Annotated in this window: 17 protein-coding genes, 4 tRNA genes, 1 other RNA gene and 1 pseudogene; 13 read left to right on the forward strand and 10 right to left on the reverse strand. The window is 72.4% G+C overall.

Annotated features, from left to right (window positions below; genetic code table 11):
* Nucleotides 1–58 precede the first annotated feature (58 nt).
* From AB0D48_RS01800 to AB0D48_RS01810, 3 genes are all read right to left on the reverse strand, one after another.
* Complete coding sequence (locus tag AB0D48_RS01800; protein WP_362389665.1) at nucleotides 59–1,147, reverse strand: MerR family transcriptional regulator; 1,089 nt, start codon at nucleotides 1,145–1,147, stop codon at nucleotides 59–61.
* Nucleotides 1,148–1,309: 162 nt separating this feature from the next.
* The gene (locus tag AB0D48_RS01805; protein WP_362389667.1) at nucleotides 1,310–2,086 is read right to left on the reverse strand and encodes an NAD(P)H-binding protein; all 777 of its coding nucleotides are present in this window, start codon (nucleotides 2,084–2,086) and stop codon (nucleotides 1,310–1,312) included.
* 53 nt (nucleotides 2,087–2,139) lie between these two features.
* Complete coding sequence (locus AB0D48_RS01810; protein WP_362389669.1) at nucleotides 2,140–3,033, reverse strand: RNA polymerase sigma-70 factor; 894 nt, start codon at nucleotides 3,031–3,033, stop codon at nucleotides 2,140–2,142.
* A gap of 33 nt (nucleotides 3,034–3,066) precedes the next feature.
* Here AB0D48_RS01810 and AB0D48_RS01815 point away from each other — a divergent pair.
* Nucleotides 3,067–3,237, forward strand: a pseudogene (locus AB0D48_RS01815) (site-specific integrase); the annotation flags it as partial.
* 195 nt (nucleotides 3,238–3,432) lie between these two features.
* On the opposite strand, the gene AB0D48_RS01820 reads toward AB0D48_RS01815, so the two are convergent.
* Nucleotides 3,433–3,520: transfer RNA gene (locus AB0D48_RS01820), tRNA-Ser, on the reverse strand.
* 107 nt (nucleotides 3,521–3,627) lie between these two features.
* Here AB0D48_RS01820 and ffs point away from each other — a divergent pair.
* The 6 genes from ffs (at nucleotide 3,628) to AB0D48_RS01850 (ending at nucleotide 11,942) form a co-directional block, all read left to right on the forward strand.
* Nucleotides 3,628–3,726: signal recognition particle sRNA small type (gene ffs / locus AB0D48_RS01825), an RNA gene on the forward strand.
* A 63-nt stretch (nucleotides 3,727–3,789) separates the two neighbouring features.
* The gene (locus tag AB0D48_RS01830) at nucleotides 3,790–6,006 is read left to right on the forward strand and encodes a DNA polymerase III subunit gamma and tau (protein WP_362389671.1); all 2,217 of its coding nucleotides are present in this window, start codon (nucleotides 3,790–3,792) and stop codon (nucleotides 6,004–6,006) included.
* Between the two features lie 61 nt (nucleotides 6,007–6,067).
* The gene (gene purD, locus AB0D48_RS01835; protein WP_362389673.1) at nucleotides 6,068–7,321 is read left to right on the forward strand and encodes a phosphoribosylamine--glycine ligase; all 1,254 of its coding nucleotides are present in this window, start codon (nucleotides 6,068–6,070) and stop codon (nucleotides 7,319–7,321) included.
* 297 nt (nucleotides 7,322–7,618) lie between these two features.
* The gene (locus AB0D48_RS01840) at nucleotides 7,619–9,256 is read left to right on the forward strand and encodes a hypothetical protein (RefSeq protein ID WP_362389675.1); all 1,638 of its coding nucleotides are present in this window, start codon (nucleotides 7,619–7,621) and stop codon (nucleotides 9,254–9,256) included.
* A 177-nt stretch (nucleotides 9,257–9,433) separates the two neighbouring features.
* Nucleotides 9,434–10,921: a N,N-dimethylformamidase beta subunit family domain-containing protein gene (locus AB0D48_RS01845; protein WP_362389677.1), complete on the forward strand. Its 1,488-nt coding sequence runs from the start codon at nucleotides 9,434–9,436 to the stop codon at nucleotides 10,919–10,921.
* A 91-nt stretch (nucleotides 10,922–11,012) separates the two neighbouring features.
* On the forward strand, nucleotides 11,013–11,942 hold the full coding sequence (locus AB0D48_RS01850) for a phosphoribosylaminoimidazolesuccinocarboxamide synthase (RefSeq protein WP_362389679.1): 930 nt from the start codon (nucleotides 11,013–11,015) through the stop codon (nucleotides 11,940–11,942).
* Nucleotides 11,943–11,989: 47 nt separating this feature from the next.
* Here the strand turns inward: AB0D48_RS01850 and AB0D48_RS01855 are convergent.
* The 6 genes from AB0D48_RS01855 to AB0D48_RS01880 form a co-directional block, all read right to left on the reverse strand.
* Nucleotides 11,990–12,062 (reverse strand) — tRNA-Gly (locus AB0D48_RS01855).
* A 22-nt stretch (nucleotides 12,063–12,084) separates the two neighbouring features.
* Entirely contained in the window at nucleotides 12,085–12,696 is a 612-nt protein-coding gene (locus AB0D48_RS01860) for a response regulator transcription factor (protein ID WP_362389681.1), read from the reverse strand.
* Nucleotides 12,693–13,931 carry a histidine kinase gene (locus tag AB0D48_RS01865; RefSeq protein WP_362389684.1) on the reverse strand — a complete coding sequence of 413 codons (1,239 nt, stop codon included), beginning with the start codon at nucleotides 13,929–13,931 and terminating at the stop codon, nucleotides 12,693–12,695. Before AB0D48_RS01865 ends, AB0D48_RS01860 begins: the two co-directional genes overlap by 4 nt.
* 499 nt (nucleotides 13,932–14,430) lie before the next feature.
* Nucleotides 14,431–14,506: transfer RNA gene (locus AB0D48_RS01870), tRNA-Gly, on the reverse strand.
* Nucleotides 14,507–14,583: 77 nt separating this feature from the next.
* Nucleotides 14,584–14,655 (reverse strand) — tRNA-Gly (locus tag AB0D48_RS01875).
* Between the two features lie 87 nt (nucleotides 14,656–14,742).
* The gene (locus AB0D48_RS01880) at nucleotides 14,743–15,060 is read right to left on the reverse strand and encodes an Lsr2 family protein (protein WP_362389686.1); all 318 of its coding nucleotides are present in this window, start codon (nucleotides 15,058–15,060) and stop codon (nucleotides 14,743–14,745) included.
* A gap of 350 nt (nucleotides 15,061–15,410) precedes the next feature.
* Between AB0D48_RS01880 and purS the strand changes: the two genes are divergently transcribed.
* The 6 genes from purS (at nucleotide 15,411) to AB0D48_RS01910 (ending at nucleotide 21,688) form a co-directional block, all read left to right on the forward strand.
* Complete coding sequence (purS, locus tag AB0D48_RS01885; protein WP_030009438.1) at nucleotides 15,411–15,656, forward strand: phosphoribosylformylglycinamidine synthase subunit PurS; 246 nt, start codon at nucleotides 15,411–15,413, stop codon at nucleotides 15,654–15,656.
* A 2-nt stretch (nucleotides 15,657–15,658) separates the two neighbouring features.
* Nucleotides 15,659–16,339 (forward strand): phosphoribosylformylglycinamidine synthase subunit PurQ, encoded by a 681-nt coding sequence (gene purQ / locus AB0D48_RS01890; RefSeq protein WP_362389689.1) that lies wholly within the window; start codon nucleotides 15,659–15,661, stop codon nucleotides 16,337–16,339.
* Nucleotides 16,336–18,585, forward strand: coding sequence for a phosphoribosylformylglycinamidine synthase subunit PurL (gene purL, locus AB0D48_RS01895; RefSeq protein ID WP_362389691.1), 2,250 nt, complete (start codon nucleotides 16,336–16,338; stop codon nucleotides 18,583–18,585). The genes purQ and purL overlap by 4 nt, the downstream gene beginning before the upstream one ends.
* A gap of 200 nt (nucleotides 18,586–18,785) precedes the next feature.
* The gene (locus AB0D48_RS01900; RefSeq protein ID WP_362389693.1) at nucleotides 18,786–20,039 is read left to right on the forward strand and encodes a hypothetical protein; all 1,254 of its coding nucleotides are present in this window, start codon (nucleotides 18,786–18,788) and stop codon (nucleotides 20,037–20,039) included.
* A 9-nt stretch (nucleotides 20,040–20,048) separates the two neighbouring features.
* Nucleotides 20,049–20,843, forward strand: coding sequence for a sterol carrier family protein (locus AB0D48_RS01905; RefSeq protein WP_362389695.1), 795 nt, complete (start codon nucleotides 20,049–20,051; stop codon nucleotides 20,841–20,843).
* Between the two features lie 38 nt (nucleotides 20,844–20,881).
* A complete protein-coding gene (locus AB0D48_RS01910) occupies nucleotides 20,882–21,688 on the forward strand; it encodes an META domain-containing protein (RefSeq protein ID WP_362389697.1) in 807 nt (268 codons plus the stop codon).
* Nucleotides 21,689–21,694 lie beyond the last annotated feature (6 nt).

The raw sequence follows: 21,694 nt of genomic DNA on the forward strand, positions 1-21,694 counted from the left end.
GCGGCCGGGACGGTCAGGGCCGCGAGCCCCGCTGCGGGCAGCGGGGCCCCTCCTTGGTCTAGTTCTCCAGGCGCACCGGCATCAGCATCGAGAACGTGTCCTCGGTGTCGGTCCGGCGGATCGCCAGGGGTGCCGTAGGCGCGCCCAGCTCCAGGACCAGCCGGTCCCGGGCTCCGGCGGCGAGGGCGTCCAGCAGGTACGCGCGGTTGACGGCGACGCGGTCCTGGCCGTCGTCACCGTCTTCGCAGACGGCCACCGCGCCGTCGGCCGCCACCTTGAGCACGCTGAGCTCGCAGGACACGCCGTCCTGCTCGCGCACCTCGCTCGCACGGACGGGGCCGGTTTCCAGCGCCTCCCGGAAAGCCGGGACATCGACGGGGACGCGGCGCCCCGCGGGCAGGCGGACGAGGCGACGGTAGTCGGGGAAGTCGTGATCGAGGGACCGGCCGGCCGCCTGCCGGTCCCCCGTCTCCAGGGCCACGCGGTCACCGTCCACCGTGAGCCGGACGGACGCGTCGTCGCTCAGCAGCGCCCGCATCGCGTCGGCGAGCGGGGACGGCACGACGACCTGCACACGGGGCCCGTCGTACCCGGTGGTACCGGCTCGGGCGACAGCCATCCGGTACCGGTCGGTGGCCACGACATCGAGCGCCTCACCCTCGATGTCGAACAGGACACCGCCGAGCATCGGCAGCTCCGGGTCGCTGCCGACGGCGAAACGGACCGAGTCCAGCGCGGCGGCCAGCTCGGACGCGGCGACGGCCAGCCGTACGGTGGCGGGGGTGGTGCGGAGCGAGGTCATGGGGTTCTCCCTGCATTCGAGTAGCGCTCGGATCGTGGAGAACTCACTGCGGGCACCGGACAGCCCCAGTTCAAGACGGCGCAGGTGCGCCTCCAGCAGTTTCCGTACGAGGCCGGTGTCCGCACCGGACCAGCCGGCCAGCACCAGCCGGATGTCCGCCAACGGCATGCCCGCCCGGCGCAGCCGGGCCAGCACGCGGGCCTCTTCGAGCTGCTCGGGCCCGTACCAGCGGTAGCCGCTCTGCGGATCCACCCAGGCCGGGACCAGCACGCCGGCACTGTCGTAGAACCGCAGGGCACTCACGCTCAGCCCACTGTCGCGGGCCATCTCACCGATACTGCGCATCTCGCTCTCCACACCCGGAACCCTGAGCCCTCCACCAGGTCGAGGGTCAACCCGGCCACGCGATTCGAACTCGTGAGGGGTTGCCCCCCGCCACACGCTTTCCAGAGGTTCGTCCGGCGGACCCGCGGTGCCCCCGTCGAGCATGGCCGGCAGGCCGCGGGGTCAGCGGGCGACCTGTTCGGCGAGGTACTGCTCCCAGGTGCGCCTGCCGAGCGCGCGGTCGGGGGCGGTCAGGTGGCCCGCGCGCCAGGCGGCGCCGATCCTGCCGGGGACGTGGACGGGAAGGACGACGCGGCGCTTGCCGGCTGCGCGCAGCCAGTCCTTGGCGAGGCCGGCGGCCGGGTACACGGTCGGGCCGGCGAAGTCGGGTACCCGGCCGCCCGGGGCGCCGAGGGACAACTCGACCAGGCGGTCGGCCACTTCGCCCGGGTCGACCGGCTGGCAGTCGGTGCCGGACGGCACGAGGACCACCGGGAGTTTGGACAGTGCCCGGAAGGCGAGGTCGAGCAGCGCGGGGAACTGGGTGGCCCGCAGGTTGGTCCAGCCGATCCCCGAGGCGGCGAGCAGCCGCTCGCCCTCCAGCTTGACCCGGTAGTACGGGTACGGGATCCGGTCGATGCCGACGATCGAGATGTTGACGACGTGCTCGACGCCGGTCCGCTTCCCGGCTTCCAGCAGGTGCTGGAAGCCGGGGATGTCGTTCTTGAAGTGACGGATGTCGCTCGCACAGTGGATGACCGTGCGGACGCCCGCGAGCGCCTCGTCCAGTCCGGTACCGGCGGTCAGGTCGCCGGTGTACCAGGTCACCCCGGAGTCGTCCGGCACCGCGATCCTGCGGGTGAGCGCGCGGACCGGGCGGCCGGTGCGGCGGGCCCGTTCCAACACCTCGCGGCCGAGCACGCCCGTCGCGCCGGTCACCATGATCGTGTCGTCGGTCATCAGTCTCAGTCTCAGTCTCTCGGAGTCGCTGTCACTGATGAAGAACCGACGGGTCAGGCGTTCTGTGACAGTTCCCGGAGCTGAGTGGCCAGGAAGGCCAGTTTGTCCGGGTTCCGGACGAGCCGGATGCCGGTGATCCCGCCCTCGCCGAGCTCCAGCGCCCCGAACGCGGTCAGCTCGCCGTCTTCCCAGCCGACCACCGCCGGAACGCCGTTCGCCTCGGCGAACCCGATCTGTGCGCCGCTCACCCACCGGGAGAAGAGACCGACCAGGAAGCGGGCCACCTTGTCCCGCCCAACCACCGGCCGACGGGCCGCACTCACCTTGCCGCCGCCGTCCGACCAGACGACCACCTGCTCGGCGAGCAGCTGCTCCAACTGGGCCATTGCACCCTCGGCCGCGGCGGCCAGGAACCGGGCGAGCAACTCGCTGTCCTGCTCCCGCGAGGTGGTGAACCGCGGCCGGCCGTCGGCCAGGTGCTGCTTGGCCCGACGGTAGAGCTGGCGCGCGTTGGCCTCCGAGGAGCCGAGGACGCCCGCGATGTCCCGGTGGCTGTAATCGAAGGCGTCACGCAGCACCACGGCGGCCCGCTCGGGGGCCGACAGCTGCTCCATCATCGTCAGCACCGCGAACGACACCGCATCCCGCTGCTCCGCCGTCTCCATCGGCCCCAGCACCCCGGCATCGGTCCCTACCGGCTCCGGGAGCCAGGGCCCGGGGTACTCCTCGCGCTGCGCCCGGGCGGAGGTGAGCCGGTTCAGGCACAGGTTGGTGACCACCTTGGCCAACCACGGGCCTGGCGCGGCCACCCGACCGGGTTCGACTCCGTGCCAGCGCAGGTACGCGTCCTGCACGGTGTCCTCGGCCTCGGCCGCCGAGCCGAGCATCCGGTACGCCAGGGAGAACAGCCGTGGTCGGTGGGTTTCGAATTCCTGTGCCATGTCCATGACCCCCCACGCTAGTGACCGGGCCCGCCGACGGGCAGGCTCCTCCCGAACACGGGCTACCACCACTGGAAGGGGCTCCTGGAGGACGCCGGCGTGCGTGACGGTCGGCTCCATGACGCTCGCCACACCGCCGGGACGGTGCTTCTCCTGCTCGGGGCCCCCGATGTCGTGGTCGACGCGATCATGGACCGGGAATCGGGCGGGTAGGCACGGATGCGCGCCCGGCATGCACGTGACCGGTCCCATCCCGAAGAACGCCGCCCCAGCAGATCGGTGACGCGCTCCGGAGCTCCGTCGGGAGCGGCTGCCGACCCCAACTGAGACGGAAACTGGGACGGGACAAGCGAAAAGCCCCGCTGCGAGCAGCGGGGCTTTTCGACATCGTGCCCGGTGAGGCACTGGCGGAGGATACGAGATTCGAACTCGTGAGGGGTTGCCCCCAACACGCTTTCCAAGCGTGCGCCCTAGGCCACTAGGCGAATCCTCCGCCGCAAACAATACAAGACGTTGAGGGGTGCTCGCGAACGTGATCGTCTGCGGGAGGGCAGGTCGGGGCCGGGCTCGATTCCAGGGGCGTCCATCCGCTAGGGTGGGCTCAGCCCCTCACGTGGCGCTATCTCACCCAACTCCCCCAGGGCCGGAAGGCAGCAAGGGTAAGTGGGCTCTGGCGGGTGCGTGGGGGGCGCTTTGCGTTCCGGGGGCCTTGGTGGCGTCGGCGGGCCGCCGTTGTCGGCGGGCCCGGATAACCTCGTAGACGTGTCGTCCCTTGCGCTGTACCGCCGCTATCGCCCCGAGTCGTTCGCCGAGGTCATCGGGCAGGAGCATGTCACTGCACCGCTGATGCAGGCCCTGCGGAACAACCGGGTCAATCACGCGTACCTGTTCAGCGGGCCGCGCGGGTGTGGAAAGACGACCAGCGCGCGCATCCTCGCCCGCTGCCTGAACTGTGAGCAGGGTCCCACCCCGACCCCGTGCGGGGAGTGCCAGTCCTGCCGTGACCTGGCCAGGAACGGGCCGGGGTCCATCGACGTCATCGAGATCGACGCCGCCTCCCACGGTGGTGTGGACGACGCCCGTGACCTGCGGGAGAAGGCCTTCTTCGGGCCCGCCTCCAGCCGCTACAAGATCTACATCATCGACGAGGCCCACATGGTCACCTCGGCGGGCTTCAACGCCCTGCTGAAGGTGGTCGAGGAGCCGCCGGAGCACCTCAAGTTCATCTTCGCCACCACGGAGCCGGAGAAGGTGATCGGGACCATCCGGTCCAGGACGCACCACTACCCCTTCCGGCTGGTGCCGCCCGGCACCCTGCGGGACTACCTGGGCGAGGTGTGCGCGCGCGAGGGCGCCAAGGTCGAGGACGGCGTGCTGCCGCTCGTCGTGCGCGCCGGCGCCGGGTCCGTGCGTGACTCGATGTCCGTCATGGACCAGCTGCTCGCCGGCGCCGCCGACGACGGTGTGACATACGCCATGGCGACCTCGTTGCTCGGGTACACCGAGGGGTCGCTGCTCGACTCCGTCATCGACGCTTTCGCCGCCGGTGACGGGGCGGCCGCCTTCGAGGTCGTCGACCGGGTCGTCGAGGGCGGGAACGACCCCCGCCGGTTCGTCGCCGACCTGCTGGAGCGGCTGCGCGACCTGGTGATCCTGGCCGCCGTGCCCGACGCCGGGGAAAAGGGGCTGATCGACGCCCCCGCCGATGTGGTGGAGCGGATGCAGGCCCAGGCGTCCGTGTTCGGGGGCGCCGAGCTGTCGCGGGCCGCCGATCTCGTCAACACCGGCCTCACCGAGATGCGCGGCGCGACCTCGCCGCGGCTCCAGCTGGAGCTGATCTGCGCCCGCGTGCTGCTGCCCGCCGCCTTCGACGACGAACGGTCCTTCCAGGCCCGGCTCGACCGGCTGGAGCGCAGCGGGGCCGCCACCTTCGCGGCCGCCCCCGCCATGGGATACGTGCCCGGGCCCGAGGCGCACGGCATGGCGCCCGCCGGCCCCGCCGGGGGCGTCGCCGCCGCGCGTGCCGCCGTACAGGCTCCCGCGCAGGCACAGGCCCCCGCGCCGGGCCCGGCCCCCGCGCCGGTCGCCGCCCCCGAGCCGGTACGGGCTCCCGCGCGGCCGGAGGCGCCGGCTCAGGCTGCCCCTGCCCCTGCCACGCCCGCTCCCGCATCCGCCGCCGCACCCGGGGCCTGGCCAGGAGCCGCGCAGCCCGGCAGCGGCGCCCCCGGTGCCTGGCCGGGAGCCGCCGCCCCGGCCACCCCGACCCCGGCCGCCGCTGCCCCGGCCGCCCCCGCCGCCGGAGCCTGGCCCAGCGCGGCCGCCCCCGGCCAAGGGGTCCCGGCCGCCCCCGCCCAGCCGGCCCCGGCTCCTGCGGCCGCGGCCCCCGCCGCGCCCTCTCCCGGAATGGCCGCCGGCGCCGGGCAGGTCCAGGCGATGTGGCCGAACGTCCTGGAGGCCGTCAAGAACCGCCGCCGCTTCACCTGGATCCTGCTCAGCCAGAACGCCCAGGTCACCGGCTTCGACGGAACCACCCTCCAGCTCGGCTTCCCCAATGCGGGCGCCCGCGACAACTTCGCGAGCAGCGGCAGCGAGGACGTGCTCAAGGCGGTCCTGGCCGAGCAGTTCCAGGTCAACTGGAAGATCGACGCCGTGGTCGGCGGGGGCGGTGGATCGCCGGCCCCTCAGACGCCCGCGTACGCCGCCCCGCCCGCGCCCGCCCCGGCCTACAGCCCGCCGCCCCAGGCGCCCTCGGCCCCCGCCCCGCAACAGCCGCAGCACCAGTCGCACCAGCAGCAGCCGCCCCAGCAGTCGGCCTCCGCCCCGCAGCCCCCCGTACAGCAGGCGCCCCCGCCGGTCGCCCCCGAGGACGACTTCGCGGAGGAGGACGATCCCGACCTCGTGGAGAGCGCCCTGACCGGACACGACCTCATCGTGCGCGAGCTCGGAGCGACCGTTGTGGAGGAATACACGAATGAGTAGCCCCTCCTAGTTGGGGTGGCCGCACGAAACCAGCCGCGCCGTCCGGGCTAGTCTGAGCAGCGTGAAGGTCCTCGTCATCGGCGGCGGCGCCCGCGAACACGCCCTGTGCCGCTCTCTGTCCCTCGACCCCGACGTCTCCGCGCTGTACTGCGCTCCCGGCAACGCCGGCATCGCCGAGGTGGCCGAGCTCCGCCCGGTCGACGCCCTCGACGGCGATGCCGTCGCCGCTCTCGCCACCGAACTCGGCGCCGACCTGGTCGTCGTCGGCCCGGAGGCCCCGCTGGTCGCCGGGGTCGGCGACGCCGTGCGCGCCGCCGGCATCCCCGTCTTCGGCCCGTCCGGCGAGGCGGCCCAGCTGGAGGGCTCCAAGGCCTTCGCCAAGGACGTGATGGCCGCGGCCGGGGTCCCCACCGCACGCAGCTACGTGTGCACCACCCCCGAGGAGGTGGACGCGGCCCTCGACGCCTTCGGCGCCCCCTACGTCGTCAAGGACGACGGCCTCGCGGCCGGCAAGGGCGTCGTGGTCACCGAGGACCGCGCCGCGGCCCGCGCCCACGCGCTCGGCTGCGACCGCGTGGTCATCGAGGAGTACCTCGACGGCCCCGAAGTCTCGCTCTTCGCCATCACCGACGGCGTCACGGTCCTCCCGCTCCAGCCCGCGCAGGACTTCAAGCGGGCCCTGGACGGCGACGAGGGCCCCAACACCGGTGGCATGGGCGCGTACTCCCCGCTGCCCTGGGCCGACCCGAAGCTGGTCGACGAGGTCATGGAGCTCGTCCTCCAGCCGACCGTCGACGAGCTCCGGCACCGCGGCACCCCCTTCTCCGGCCTGCTCTACGCCGGCCTCGCGATCACCAGCCGCGGCGTGCGCGTCATCGAGTTCAACGCCCGCTTCGGCGACCCCGAGACCCAGGTGGTCCTGGCCCGGCTGCGCACCCCGCTGGCGAGCGTGCTGCTGAACGCCGCCAATGGCACCCTGGACGCCGAGCCGCCGCTCAGCTGGCGCGAGGACGCGGCCGTCACGGTGGTCATCGCCTCGCACAACTACCCCGAGACCCCGCGCACCGGCGATGTGATCGAGGGCCTGGCGGACGTGGCCGCCGAGGACGGACCCGACGCGTACGTGCTGCACGCCGGGACCCGGCGCGAGGGCGACGCGGTCGTCAGTGCGGGCGGCCGCGTGCTGTCGGTGACGGCGACCGGATCCGATCTGGCACAGGCCCGCGAGAAGGCGTACAAGGCGGTGGCGCGGATCCGGCTGGACGGCTCGCAGTACCGTACGGACATCGCGGCCAAGGCGGCTGAAGGCCGCTGACCAGCGGTTCCGCCGTCCCGCGGGCCCGGTGCGCACGAGGTGCGCCCGGGCCCGCGGGCGCGTCTGCGCGTGTGGGCGTGTGAGTGCCTTCTTCCGCGTTCGAACGCACCCAGCTTTACCCAAAGCCATTCCATCGGGTGATCGTCACCCGGTCTGCCTGACGGCCGGGCGTGCCCCAACTAGGGTGCGGCGCAAGCATTCCGGCACTTGGCCCACCGGCATTGCGATGTCAGTGGCGGGTGTCACAGTGGGGGAGTGAGCAAAGCCGCCGCAGGGCAGAGGGGGTGAGGTCCGGCCGTGTCCGGAACCGGTTCGATCATGGAAGTGGGCGCGCCGTCCGCGCGTTCCCGCGCCCTGGCCGTGCTGCGCGTGCGCAGCACGGCCCTGGCCGTCGGGCTTCTGCCGGCCGCCCTCGCGGTGGTGCTGGTGACCGCCCGGATGACGGGCCGGCTGGCCGGTGACCCCTGGCCCGCGGTGACCCTGGCCGTGTGCGCGGTCGCCGCGCTGGTGCTGCTGGTCGGCGGGATCTTCGCCGCCGTGGTGCTGCGGGCGAGCCCCGCCGTGACGCCGACGGTGCCGGTACCGGAGGACGCCGCGCCCGATCTCTACCGGCTGGTGCGGGACCTGGCCGACCGGATGGACGTACCCCCGCCCTCCGCAATAGCGCTGACGCCCGACTGCGACAGCTGGCTGGAGGACCGCACGCATGCGGCCCACCGCCGCGGCGGCATATCCGCCGGCCCGGAGTCCGAGCCCGGGGCGGCTCCCGTGCTGGTGATCGGCTCGCCCTTCCTGTGGTGGATGCGGGTCGCGGAGCTGCGGGCGGTCCTCGCGCCGGTCGTCGCGGGTACGGGGCCCTCCGCCCATCCGGACATAGCCGATGCGCGCGGCTTCGTGCGGGGTCTGGACGCGGCCGTGGACGTGGGCGGCAGGCCCGGCCTCGGCTGGATCGCCGTGCCCGCCCGGCTGCTGCTGCGGCTGTGCCGGCTGGATGCCGCCGAGATGGAGCGCGGGGTGGCCGCGGCCGCCTCGGATCGTGCACAGGGTGTGGACTACGGGCTGCGCATCGTCGCCCAGGAGCAGGTCGGCCTCGCCTACGCGGGCTGGGACCGGCTGCTGACCCGGGTCGCGCTGCCCGCCTGGAGGATGGGCCGCTGGCCGGCACACCTCGACGCAGGGGTGGTCTCCGCGCTGACCGAGCTGTCCCGGCGGGACCGGCTGGCCGAGGGGTTCACCTCACGGCTCGGCGAGCGCCCCGCCTGCGACCTGCTGGAACAGCCGGGCGTGGTCGACGAGGCGGCCTCGCTGCTGGCCGCGCGGCTCTTCCACGGAGGTCCGGCCGAGCCCGGGCCGGACTGGTCCCCGGTGGACTGGGCGGCGTATCCGGAGGAGGTCGTGGACCGCAAGTGGCGTACGGAGGCGGCCCGGCTGCACGCCGCGCTGGACTCGCTGGCCGCCCCGGCGGGACTGCCGGTCGGCTCGGCCGGTTCGGGCGCCGTGGGCGGGCCCACGCTGGAGCGCGTGCTGGGCTATCTCACCGACCGGGCCGGCGAGGGCGCCGCCGGGGAGGCGCTGGCCGGACGGCTCAGTGGCGACCTGGCCCGCGAGGAGCGGGCCGCCGGTCCGGCCGGCGGGGCCGGGAAGGCACGGGGCGCGGACGCCGTACCGCTGTTCCCGCTCCAGCCGCCGCGCAGCGGCCGCGACCTGCTGGCCGACCACGTGACGGCGATGGTGTGCTGCGCGGCCGTCGACTCGGCCGGGGCCGCACCCGGCATGGACTGGCTCGACGGGCCGATCCTGCTGATCGGCGGCGACCGCCGCTCCGACCTGGCGCCGCGCGTGCTGTGCCTGGTCGAGGACGGGGACCCGGAGCCCCTGCGCGACTGGCTCGCCGACCTCGGCGTCCGACCGAAGAAGCCGGTCCGCCTGGTCTGACGGCTCCCCGCCGCGCCCCCCCGCATCCCGCCCGGAAGGGCTACGGATCGCACAGACAACCGGATCCCAATGTTCCGGTCACGTCAATTCGCGACGAACCGTGACGGACCACGTGCGTTATGTGATGTGCTGGGCTCGATGCACGCCCGTTCGGGGGAGCGAGGGAGGGGAGCGGTCATGGGAGCGGACCAGATCCGGCGTTGGGAGTCAGGTGCGCTCGCGCACGCGGTGACGGACCCGTTCGGCCAGGGCCCCCTGCCCTGGTTCCGGGGCAGCGAGCTCTACTTCGACGACACCGGCCAGGTCATGCCCTGGTACGTGGACCCGGTCGCCGCCGCCGCCGGCACCGGCCAGATCCCCCGCCCCCGCGGCGCCGGCGGCCCCCGCACGGCCGACGACGTGCACCGCCAGATCAAGGGCTTCGCCTCCACCGGCGCCGTGGCCCCCGGCGAGGCCATCGACTTCCACATCACCGTCGACCCGCCCCAGCAGTTCTCCGTCGACGTCTACCGCATCGGCCACTACGGCGGCGACGGCGCCTCCAAGATCACCACCAGTCCCCGCCTCTCCGGCATCGTGCAGCCTGCCCCCCTCGCCGCCGACCGCACCGTCTCCTGCCACCACTGGTGGCTGTCCTGGCGCCTCCAGGTCCCGTCCTACTGGAGCATCGGTGCCTACGTCGCCGTTCTCACCACCGCCGACGGCTACCGTTCCCACATCCCCTTCACGGTCCGCGACGACCACCCCGCCGACCTCCTGCTCCTGCTCCCCGACATCACCTGGCAGGCGTACAACCTCTACCCGGAGGACGGCCGCACCGGCGCCAGCCTCTACCACGCCTGGGACGAGGAGGGCCGGCTGCTCGGCGAGCAGGACGCGGCCATCACCGTCTCCTTCGACCGCCCCTACGCGGGCGCGGGCCTGCCCCTGCACGTCGGCCACGCCTACGACTTCATCCGCTGGGCCGAGCGCTACGGCTACGACCTCGCCTACGCCGACACACGCGACCTGCACGCCGGCCGCGTCGACCCGACCCGCTACCGCGGCCTGGTCTTCCCCGGCCACGACGAGTACTGGTCCGCCCCCATGCGCCGCACCGTCGAGCGCGCCCGCGACCACGGCACCTCGCTCGTCTTCCTCTCCGCCAACACCATGTACTGGCAGGTCGAGCTCGGCCCCTCGCCCTCCGGGGTCGAGGACCGGCTCCTCACCTGCCGAAAACGCCGTGGCCCCGGCCGCCCCAGCCTGTGGCGCGAGGTCGACCGCCCGGAGCAGCAGCTCCTCGGCATCCAGTACGCCGGGCGGGTTCCCGAGCCCGCGCCCCTGATCGTCCGCAATGCCACGCACTGGCTCTGGGACTCCACCGGCGCCGGTGAGAACGACGAACTGCCCGGCCTGGTGGCCGGCGAGGCCGACCGGTACTTCCCGCGCACCCAGCTCCCCGAGCACCAGGACCGGATCCTGCTCGCGCACTCCCCGTACCTCGACAGCGAGAACCACCGCCGCCACCAGGAGACCTCGCTCTACCGGGCGCCCAGCGGCGCGCTGGTCTTCGCCTCCGGCACCTTCGCCTGGTCCCCGGCGCTCGACCGCCCCGGCCACGTCGACGAGCGCGTCCAGCGGGCCACCGCCAATCTCCTCGACCGGATCTGCAAGAGGGACTGACCACCGCCGGGGAGGGACACCCCCTGGACGGGGCAGACGACCCCGTACGGGAGAATGGGTTTGCGCTCGTACAGACCCACAGGGAGACCCCGTGTCCGGATTCGTCGAAAAGCCCGAGCCGGTTGAGGTTCCCGGCCTCGTCCACCTCCACACCGGCAAGGTGCGCGACCTCTACCGTGACGAGGAAGACCGCCTCGTCATGGTCGCCAGCGACCGTATGTCCGCCTTCGACTGGGTGCTGCCCACCGAGATCCCGGACAAGGGCCGCGTCCTCACCCAGCTCTCCCTGTGGTGGTTCGACCAGCTCGCCGACCTCGTGCCGAACCACGTCATCTCCACCGACCTGCCCGCCGGCGCCCCCGCCGACTGGGCCGGCCGCACGCTCGTCTGCCGCAACCTCGACATGGTCCCCGTCGAGTGCGTGGCCCGCGGCTACCTCGCCGGCTCCGGCCTCCGGGAGTACAAGGAGACCCGGACCGTCTGCGGACTCGCCCTCCCCGAGGGCCTCGTGGACGGCTCCGAGCTGCCCGCCCCGATCTTCACCCCGGCGGCCAAGGCAGCCGTCGGCGAGCACGACGAGAACGTCTCCTACGAGGAGGTCGCGCGCACGGCCGGCGCCGAGACGGCGGCCCTGCTGCGCCAGACCACCCTGGCCGTGTACAGCCGCGCCCGGGACATCGCCCGCGAGCGCGGGATCCTCCTGGCGGACACCAAGTTCGAGTTCGGCTTCGACCCGAAGGACGGCACGCTGGTCGCCGCCGACGAGGTGCTGACCCCGGACTCCTCCCGCTTCTGGCCGGCCGACCTGTGGGAGCCGGGCCGCACGCAGCCCTCCTTCGACAAGCAGTACGTCCGCGACTGGCTTTCCTCCCCGGCCTCCGGCTGGGACCCGAAGGGCGAACTCCCGCCGCCGGCCCTCCCGCAGGAGGTCGTCGAGCGGACCCGCGCCAAGTACGTCGAGGCCTACGAGCGGCTCACCGGCCTGACCTGGACGGAGACGACCGGGATCACCCCGGCCTGAGACACGAAGAAGCCCCCGGTCGAGGACCGGGGGCTTCTTCCCTGCAGAGCGGACAACGCGACTCGAACGCGCGACATCCACCTTGGCAAGGTGGTGCTCTACCAACTGAGCTATGTCCGCAGGCGCCGTAAGGCGAGACCTACTATACCCAACCTCGCGCCCGTGCGAGACGCACTGCCGTGTGCCGGTTCTCGGCCCCCAGCTTCGTCGCCGCCGAGGACAGGTAGTTCCGTACGGTCCCCTGCGACAGCCGCGCCCGCTCCGCGATCTCCGCGACCGGCGCCCCGTCCGCCGCCAGCTCCAGCACCTCCGCCTCCCGCGCGGTCAGCGGGGAGTCCCCCGCACTGATCGCGTCGGCAGCCAACTCCGGGTCCACATAACGCCCTCCGGCGTGCACGGTCCGGATCAGCTCGGCCAGCCGCTGCGCCGAGACGGTCTTGGGCGCGAAGGCCCGTACGCCCGCCGCCAGGGCCCGCTTCAGGTGGCCCGGACGGCCGTGGCTCGTCACGATCATGGTCTTGCAGTCGGGGAGTTCGGCCCGCAGCGATGTGGCCACACTCACACCGTCCGCTCCCGGCATCTGCAGGTCCAGCACCGCCACGTCCGGCCGGTGCGCCCGCGCCATGGCCAGGGCCTCGGGCCCGGAGGCCGCCTGGGCGACGACCAGCAGGTCGTCCTCCAGGGCCAGCAGGGCGGCGAGCGCCCCGCGGATCAGGTGCTCGTCGTCGGCGAGCAGTACGCGTACGGGGCTCACGCCCGCTCCTCCAGTCGTTTCACGTGCCCGCCGGGTATCTCGGCGCGCAGCCGGAAGCGGCCGCCGGCCGCCGGTCCCGCCTGCAGGGTTCCGTCCAGTACCGCGAGCCGCTCCTGCAGCCCTGCCAGCCCCGAGCCGGGCGGCCCGGAGGGCGTCCCGGGAGCTCCGTCGTTCTCCACCACCAGCGTCGCCGGACCGGCCTGCGGCACCGTCAGCCGGATCACACAGCTCTGCGCGTCCCCGTGCCGCAGGACGTTCGTGGTCGCCTCGCGCACCACCCAGCCGAGCGCCGACTGGACCTCGGGCGGCAGCTCGTGCCCGGCCGCGTCGAAATCGACCCTGCAGTCCATCCCCGCCGCCCGCAGCACCCCGCGCGCCCCCTCCAGCTCCACGGCGAGGTCCGCCTCCCGGTAGCCGCGCACGACGTCGCGCACCTCCCGCTGGGACTCCTGGGCGATCCGCTGCACCTCGATCATCTGGTCCACGGCTTCCGGCCGTTCGCGCCGCGCCAGCTGGACGGCCAGCTCGCTCTTGAGCGCGATCACCGCCAGGTTGCGGCCCATCACGTCGTGGAGGTCCCGGCCGAAGCGCAGCCGCTCCTCGGCGACCGCCAGCCGCGCCTGGATCTCGCGGGACCGGTCCAGTTCGTAGACCGTGTTCAGCAGCCATGCCGAGAATCCGCAGGTGGCGCTGAAGAGCAGGTTGCCGAGGAGTACCCCGACCGCGTAGCCCAGCGCCTCGCCCGGCGGCAGACCCAGGGCGAGCACGGCCACGGCCGTGCCGGCGGCCACGGCCGGGGACACGCACCAGATGTGCTTCACCGACCGCAGGGACAGGACGAGCGATCCGGTGGCGAAGCAGGTGAGCCCCGAGACCAGCGTCGGCGCCACGGAAGGGTCGAGTCTCCCGGTCGCGCGCAGCGCGAGGACGGCGAGCGTGGTCGCGCCCGTCGCCAGGGCCGTGGCCACCGCGAGCCGGGTGGGCCGTTCGCGTCGGCCCACCACCCAGTGCAGGGCCCTGGAGGAGTGCACTCCGCACAGCGCCGCGTGGGCGCACGCCATCAGGAAGAGCGAGAGCGGCACCAGTGCCGAGGACCGCCCGGCGGCGCCGATCAGCGGGGCCAGGCCGATTCCCAGGAACTCCATGACCACGAAGAAGTGGAACGACCAGCGCGTGTACAGCTCGACCTTCCCCGCGGTGCTGCGGTTCTTCCACCACCCCTTCAGCTTCGGCACGTTGCCCGTCCCCCCTGGATCCTTCGTTCTTCCTGCCGGCGGCGCGGTTCCCAGAGGAACCACCGCTGGACAGCAAACACGGTGATCATGATGCAGGCCAGTGTGGTGAGCGCGGCCCCCAGCAGCTCCCCGGCGTGGACGCCGCCGCTCCAGCCGACCCGGGCGAGGGCCATCACCCCGCTCACCGGCAGCAGTTCGCACCCCGAGGCCACGGTGCCCGGCAGCGAGTCCGCCGGCACGGCCGGCCCCGAGCCGAGCGCGGTGAAAGGAAACGTCCCGCCAGGCTTCGAAGCCCCCGGCGCAGCCGCGGCTCAGCCCCCGGGCGTCGATCACGGTGTCAGTCATGCCCCAAGCCTCGCGATGCCCGGAGGGGCCCGGCAGTGCGCGCCGTCATGATCCGCGATGACATTTGTCAGGGAAGGTCCAAAGCCGCAAAGGCCGAGGGGTTGGGGGAAACGCGAAGAAGGTCCCGGTCGTAATGACCGGGACCTTCTCCTTATGGAGCGGACGACGCGACTCGAACGCGCGACATCCACCTTGGCAAGGTGGTGCTCTACCAACTGAGCTACGTCCGCATGTACTGCGTGCACTGCCTGGGCAATGCGTGCATCACTCTACCTGATCCACGGTGGTGGCCGGTAAACCGATGCAGAGCGGGTGACAGGGATCGCACACTGCGCCTTCCCCCTGGAAGGAGGATGTTCTACTACTGAACTACACCCGCACGACCTTCGAGGCTGTGACCTGCGGTCTGGCCCCTCGGCGTGATCCACACATTAGCCGACGCAGGGGGGTGGATGGCAAATCGGCCTCAGTGGGCCGCGTTGTAGGCCTCGTAGATCCTCTTGGGGATGCGGCCGCGGGGCGGCACCTCGTGCTGGTTGGACCGGGCCCAGGCCCGGACGACCGCTGGGTCGGGTGCGATGGACGTGTGCTTGAAGGCCTTCCCCGAACGCGACTGGCGCCGGCCGGCGGCGACGAAGGGGGCCAGGCCCTTCCGCAGTTTCTTTGCGTTCGCCGCATTGAGGTCGATCTCGTACGACTTACCGTCCAGAGCGAACACGACCGTTTCCGCCGCTTCTCCGCCATCGATGTCGTCGGAGAGCGTGACTACTACGCGATGCGCCACGGATATCGGTCCCTTCGGTGCGACGCCGCCATCTGCTGACGTGCGGCGATGTCGCCTGTGTGGATGTTTCGGAGCAATGCATCTTTCCGCCCACGTTGTGAAGCGGCAAAATGTCACCTCGCGGGGTGATTCCTTTGTACCCCGATTCCCATTGCATTGTGAAGCCAAGTTAATTGTCTCCGCGTGTCCCGCCGCAATCCCGGACGCGTGGTTTTCCGGGTGATTTTGCGAATCGTTGGTGAAGCCAAACCGGCGGATGATCAGGCCCTGAGGATATCTACCCGCGTAGAAATTTCGGCCGGGTACGCTGAGGGAACCGCCTTCGCACCAACCACACACGGGAGTGCCCGATGGCACGCGTCGTAGTCGACGTCATGCTCAAGCCGGAGATCCTCGACCCCCAGGGCCAGGCGGTGCAGCGTGCACTGCCGCGCCTGGGCTTCGAAGGGATCGCCGACGTCCGTCAGGGGAAGCGCTTCGAACTGGAAGTGGAGGGACCGGTCGACCAGGCCGCCCTCGACCGCATCCACAAGATGGCCGAAACGTTCCTCGCCAACACCGTCATCGAAGACTTCACCGTGAAGGTCGAGGCCTGACGGTGACCACTCGCATCGGAGTCGTCACGTTCCCCGGAACGCTCGACGACCGTGACTCGCTGCGCGCCGTCCGCCTCGCGGGGGCCGAGCCGGTTTCGCTCTGGCACCGCGACAAGGACCTGCACCAGGTCGACGCGGTCGTCCTCGCGGGCGGCTTCTCCTACGGGGACTACCTGCGCGCCGGGGCCATCTCCCGCTTCTCGCCGGTGATGGAGACCATCATCGAGCAGGCCAAGGCGGGCATGCCCGTCCTCGGCATCTGCAACGGCTTCCAGGTCCTCACCGAGGCCCACCTGCTGCCGGGGGCGATGCTCCGCAACAACCACCTGCACTTCATCTGCCGCGACCAGAAGCTGCGGGTGGAGAACGCGGAGACCGCGTGGACCGGCGACTACAGCGCCGGCCAGGAGATCTCCGTCCCGCTCAAGAACATGGACGGCCGCTACGTCGCCGACGAGCGCGTGCTCGACGAACTGGAGGCCGAAGGCCGCGTGGCCTTCCGCTACGTCGACATGAACCCGAACGGGTCGCTCCGCGACATCGCAGGCATCACCAACGCCGCGGGCAACGTCGTCGGCCTCATGCCGCACCCCGAGCACGCGGTAGAGCCGCTGATCGGGACCGGCCGCACCGACGGCCTCCCGTTCTTCACGTCGGTCCTGAAGAAGCTGGTCTCCGCATGAGCCTCGACACGGTCAAGAACGCCACCGAAACCCCGGACGCCGCGCAGCCCTGGAAGGAGCTCGGCCTCAAGGAGGACGAGTACGCGCGCATCCGGGAGATCCTCGGCCGCCGCCCCACGGGCGCCGAGCTCGCCATGTACTCGGTCATGTGGTCCGAGCACTGCTCGTACAAGAGCAGCAAGGTCCACCTGAAGCAGTTCGGCGAGAAGGTCCCGCAGAACGACGCCATGCTCGTCGGCATCGGCGAGAACGCCGGCGTCGTCGACGTGGGCCAGGGGTACGCGGTCACCTTCAAGGTCGAGTCGCACAACCACCCCTCGTACATCGAGCCCTACCAGGGCGCGGCCACCGGCATCGGCGGCATCGTCCGCGACATCCTGGCCATGGGCGCCCGCCCGGTCGCCGTCGTGGACCCGCTGCGCTTCGGTGCCGCCGACCACCCCGACACCAAGCGCGTCCTGCCGGGCGTGGTCGCGGGCATCGGCGGCTACGGCAACTGCCTGGGCCTGCCCAACATCGGCGGCGAGGTCGTCTTCGACGCCTGCTACCAGGGCAACCCGCTGGTCAACGCCGGCTGCATCGGCGTGATGAAGCACGAGGACATCCACCTCGCCAAGGCCTCCGGCCCCGGCAACAAGGTCATCCTCTACGGCGCCCGCACCGGCGGCGACGGCATCGGCGGCGTGTCCGTACTGGCCTCCGAGACCTTCGACGACACGAAGCCGACGAAGCGCCCGGCGGTCCAGGTCGGCGACCCCTTCCAGGAGAAGCTCCTCATCGAGTGCACCCTGGAGATCTTCAAGGAGAAGCTGGTCGCGGGCATCCAGGACCTCGGCGGCGCCGGGCTCTCCTGCGCCACGTCCGAGCTGGCCTCCGCGGGCTCCGGCGGCATGCGCGTCGAGCTGGACACCGTCCCGCTGCGCGACGCGACGCTCTCGCCCGAGGAAATCCTCATGAGCGAGTCGCAGGAGCGCATGTGCGCGATCGTCGAGCCGCAGTACGTCGACCGCTTCATGGAAATCTGCGAGAAGTGGGACGTCATCGCCACCGTCATCGGTGAAGTCACCGACGGCGAGCGCCTGGAGATCTTCTGGCACGGCGAGCAGATCGTGGACGTACCCCCGGGCACCGTCGCCCACGAGGGCCCGGTCTACCACCGCCCGTACGCCCGCCCGTCCTGGCAGGACGCGCTGCAGGCGGACGACGCGAACGACCTCCCGCGCCCGGCGACCTCGGCCGAGCTGCGCGCGCAGGTCCTCGCGCTGGTCTCCTCCCCGAACCAGGCGTCTAAGTCCTGGGTCACCGACCAGTACGACCGCTTCGTGCAGGGCAACACGGTCCTGTCGCAGCCCGAGGACGCGGGCATGGTCCGCATCGACGAGGAGTCCAACCTCGGCGTCGCCATGGCCACGGACGGCAACGGCCGCTTCGCCAAGCTCGACCCGTACACGGGCGCGCAGCTGGCGCTGGCCGAGGCCTACCGCAACGTCGCCGCGACCGGCGCCAAGCCGCTGGCGATCTCCGACTGCCTGAACTTCGGTTCCCCCGAGGACCCGGACGTCATGTGGCAGTTCGCCGAGGCCACCCGCGGTCTGGCGGACGGCTGCCTGGAGCTGGGCACCCCGGTGACCGGTGGCAACGTCTCCCTCTACAACCAGACGGGCGACATCGCCATCCACCCGACCCCGGTCGTGGCGGTCCTCGGTGTGATCGACGACGTCAACCGCCGTACGCCGATGGCGTTCGCGGAGGCCGGCCAGCTGCTGTACCTGCTGGGCGACACGGCCGAGGAGTTCGGCGGCTCGGCCTGGTCCCAGGTCGTCCACGACCACCTCGGCGGCATGCCGCCCAAGGTGGACCTGGGGCGCGAGAAGCTGCTCGGCGAGATCCTGATCTCCGCTTCGCGCGACGGCATGATCGACGCCGCGCACGACCTGTCCGACGGCGGCGTCATCCAGGCGCTCACCGAGTCCTGCCTGCGGGGCGGCAACGGTGCGCGGATCGTGGTCCCCGAGGGCCTGGACGCGTTCACCTTCCTGTTCTCCGAGTCCGCGGGCCGCGCCATCGTGTCCGTCCCGCGCAGCGAGGAGCTCCGCTTCACCGACATGTGCGGTGCGCGGGGCCTGCCCGCCACCCGCATCGGCGTCGTGGACGGCGAGGAGATCGAGGTCCAGGGCGAGTTCACCCTCCCCCTGACCGAACTCCGCGAGGCCCACGAGGCCACGATCCCGGCCCTGCTGGCCTGATCGGTTTCGCTCCGAGCCCTCGTCCGGTCCCTCCGGGCGGGGGCTCGGTGTTTCCCGGTGGCCGGGTCGGGCCCCGCTTCTCGTCCTCCTGTCCGGCGTCACTGCCTGGGGCCGGGCCGGGGTTGGTAGCGTCGGTCGCGTCGTCGCGGTTTGCGCGGTCGCATGACGGTGACAGGGCCGGGGTGGGGATGTTCGAACCGATGAAGCCGTCCACGGGCGGTCCGCTGCCGGACCGGGGCCGCTGGCGCAACGCGGTGAATCTGCTGCTGTGCCTGGCCGGTGTGGGCGGTGTCGTCTTCGGCGGCTGGGCCCTCTACGGCTCCTACCAGGCGTGGCAGTACCGCGGGGAGAGCCGTACCGCGATCCGCGAGGCCTGTGCCGGCCTGCTCGACGCCGACGAGGTGATGCGGCTGGACGGCGGCCGTGACCGGGTGCGGCCGAGCGAGGTCCGAGCCAGGCGGCAGCTGGACCTGGACGAGCTGCCGGACGAGTGCGTACTGGTGGCCGCGCAGGAGCAGGACGGCAAGACCGTGTGGCTGGTGCACTTCGGCCTGAAGGTGCACTCGCTCCCCGAGCAGGGCCTGCATGTGCTCGACCCCCGGGACGGGGCCTTCAGCACCGGGATCCACCGACGAGCCGGCGAGGACGTCACCGACCAGGTGAGCGATCCGCTGCCCGCCCCCCTCGGCGACGGCAGTGCCGGGACCTACTCCGCCCGGACCGTCTCGGTGACGGTCGGCTGTGTGCAGCCCGTGGCCGGCAAGACCTCCTTCCGGGCCTCCGCGACCGCCCGGTACGGCGACCCGACCGCCAAGGAACGCAAGGCCCTCGCCTCCGCCGCCCGCACAGCGGCGGTCAGAGCCGCGGAGCGCAGCGGTTGCGCCGTCACCCCGCCCGAACTGCCCACCGCCCTGCCCGCGCAGGGGCGCACCCTCGGCCCCGCCGAGCAGGGCACCGGCAGTTGCGCTTGGTACGCGGCCTTCCTGCGCAGCCGTCAGGACAGGGAGCGGCTGCCCGACAAGGCGCTCGGCGTGCCGGTGTCAGAGCACGGCGGGAGCGAGTACTGCGTGCTGGCGCTGGACGCGGACACCCGCACCGGCATCCATGCCCGGCTCGTCGCGGACGGCGTGAATGCCGGGGGCCCCAGCGACCGCTGGACCAACCCCTGGTGGCTGCAGACCTTCTCCTACGTCGGCGACGACGCGACCGGGACGAAGATCAAGCCGTTCGTGGGCGAGCTCACCGGCATCGACGCCGGCCAGGCACGGCGCGCGAACCTGGTCATGTACGCCTCCGCCACCTGCCAGGGCCGTCCCGCGGTCTTCGGCATGACGACGGCCTACCGGTACGACCAGGTCCTCGGACCCCGGCTCGACGAGGTGTTCAAGGCCTACGCCACCGAGGCCGCGACGCGGCGCGGGTGTGCCGGGCTCGTGCTGCCCGGGCCCCAGTAGGGTCGGGGCATGCCGCCCGGGAAGAAGAAGCCGCGTACCTACGACCCCGCCAAGATCCGCGCGGCCGTCACCGCGCAGTTCGGGCATGTCGCCGACGCCGTACGGGAGTTGACCCCCGAGCAGTTGGCCCGGCCCAGCGGGCTCGGGGACTGGAGCGTCGCCGACCTCGCCGCGCACATCGCCTGGATCGCGGACTCGCTGGCGGGCGGCCTCGCCCGGCCGCCCGCCGTCGTCGCCGAGATCACGGCCGTGGAGTGGCCGTTCGCCACCGCGTCCCTCGCCGGGAAGATCTCCGAGGCGGCCAGGGAAGCCGTGAGCGGGGCTCCGCTGCCCGAGCTGTTCGACCGCGCGGCCGCCCGGCTGGCCGAGGCGCTGGCGGCGAACCCGCGCGGCAGCCGGGTGCTGAGCCTGTGGGTCGGCGACATGACCCTCGCCGATTTCATGGTCACGCGCACGGTGGAGCTGGTGGTCCACACCGACGACCTGAACCGGGCCGCCGGACTGGACATCCCCGTGGAACGCCAGGCCCTGGCCGCCTGCACCCGGCTGCTCGCCGACGCCCTCGCACTCAAGGCGCCCGGCGGCGCGGTGGAGGTGCGGATCCCGCCCTTCGCCGTGGTCCAGTGCGTCGAGGGCCCCCGGCACACCCGCGGCACGCCGCCCAACGTCGTCGAGACCGACCCGCTGACCTGGATGAGGCTCGCGACGGGCCGTACCGCATGGGCCGAGGCCCTCGCTGCGGCGCGGGTCAGCGCCAGCGGCGAGCGGGCCGACCTGGCGGCGCTGCTGCCCCTGATGAGCTGAGGGTGGAACCGCCTACCGGGCCGGCCCGTCCCACACACATGCGTACCCATCGGAACGTTCCGACCGGCCTGGCCGTCGCATCGGCCCTGGCGCTCGCCCTCACCGCATGCGGCCGGGCCGAGGAGGGAGGGTCCCGCACGCTCCCCGACGTCACCGGATCCTGGGCCGTCGAGTCCCTGACCACCGGCGGCCGCACCCTGCACGCACCCGACACCGCCCGCGTCGATCTCGCGGAGGACGAGGCCACGGGGAACTACGGCTGCAACGGCTTCAAAGCCGCGGTCGTCTTCTCCGGCGCCTCCGCGGTGACCGTGACCCCCGGTCCCACGACCCTCATGGCCTGCGCGGACATCGAGTTCGAGAAGGAGTTCGCCAAGCTCTTCAAGGGCCGGCTGGCCATCGACCGGGGGCCCGACCGGCTCACGCTGAAGACCGCCGACGGGAGCACCATCGCCATGACCCCGAAGCCCCCGCAGGCGGACGCCCCACTGACCGCGACACTCTGGACGGTCGACTCGCTGATCAGCGGAGCGACCGTCTCCTCCGTCCCCGCCGAGGCGGCGGGCAAGGCCCGCTTCACCCTCGCCGCCGACGGCACCACGAGCGGCGTCCTCGGCTGCAACCGGTTCAGCGCCAAGGCCACCGTCGAGGCGTCCACGCTCACCTTCGGGCCGGTCACCTCCACCCGCATGGCCTGCGAGGGCCCGGCGGGCGAGGTGGAGCGGGCGCTGACCGAGCTGTTCGGCAGCGGCCCGCTCACCTGGAAGATCCAGGGCCAGGTCCTGACGCTCACCGCCCCCGACGGCCAGGGCCTGACCGCCGAGGCGGCCTCCGCCGCCGAATAGGCGGGT

This window comes from Streptomyces sp. NPDC048269 (genome assembly GCF_040652395.1).
Classification (GTDB): Bacteria; Actinomycetota; Actinomycetes; order Streptomycetales; family Streptomycetaceae; genus Streptomyces.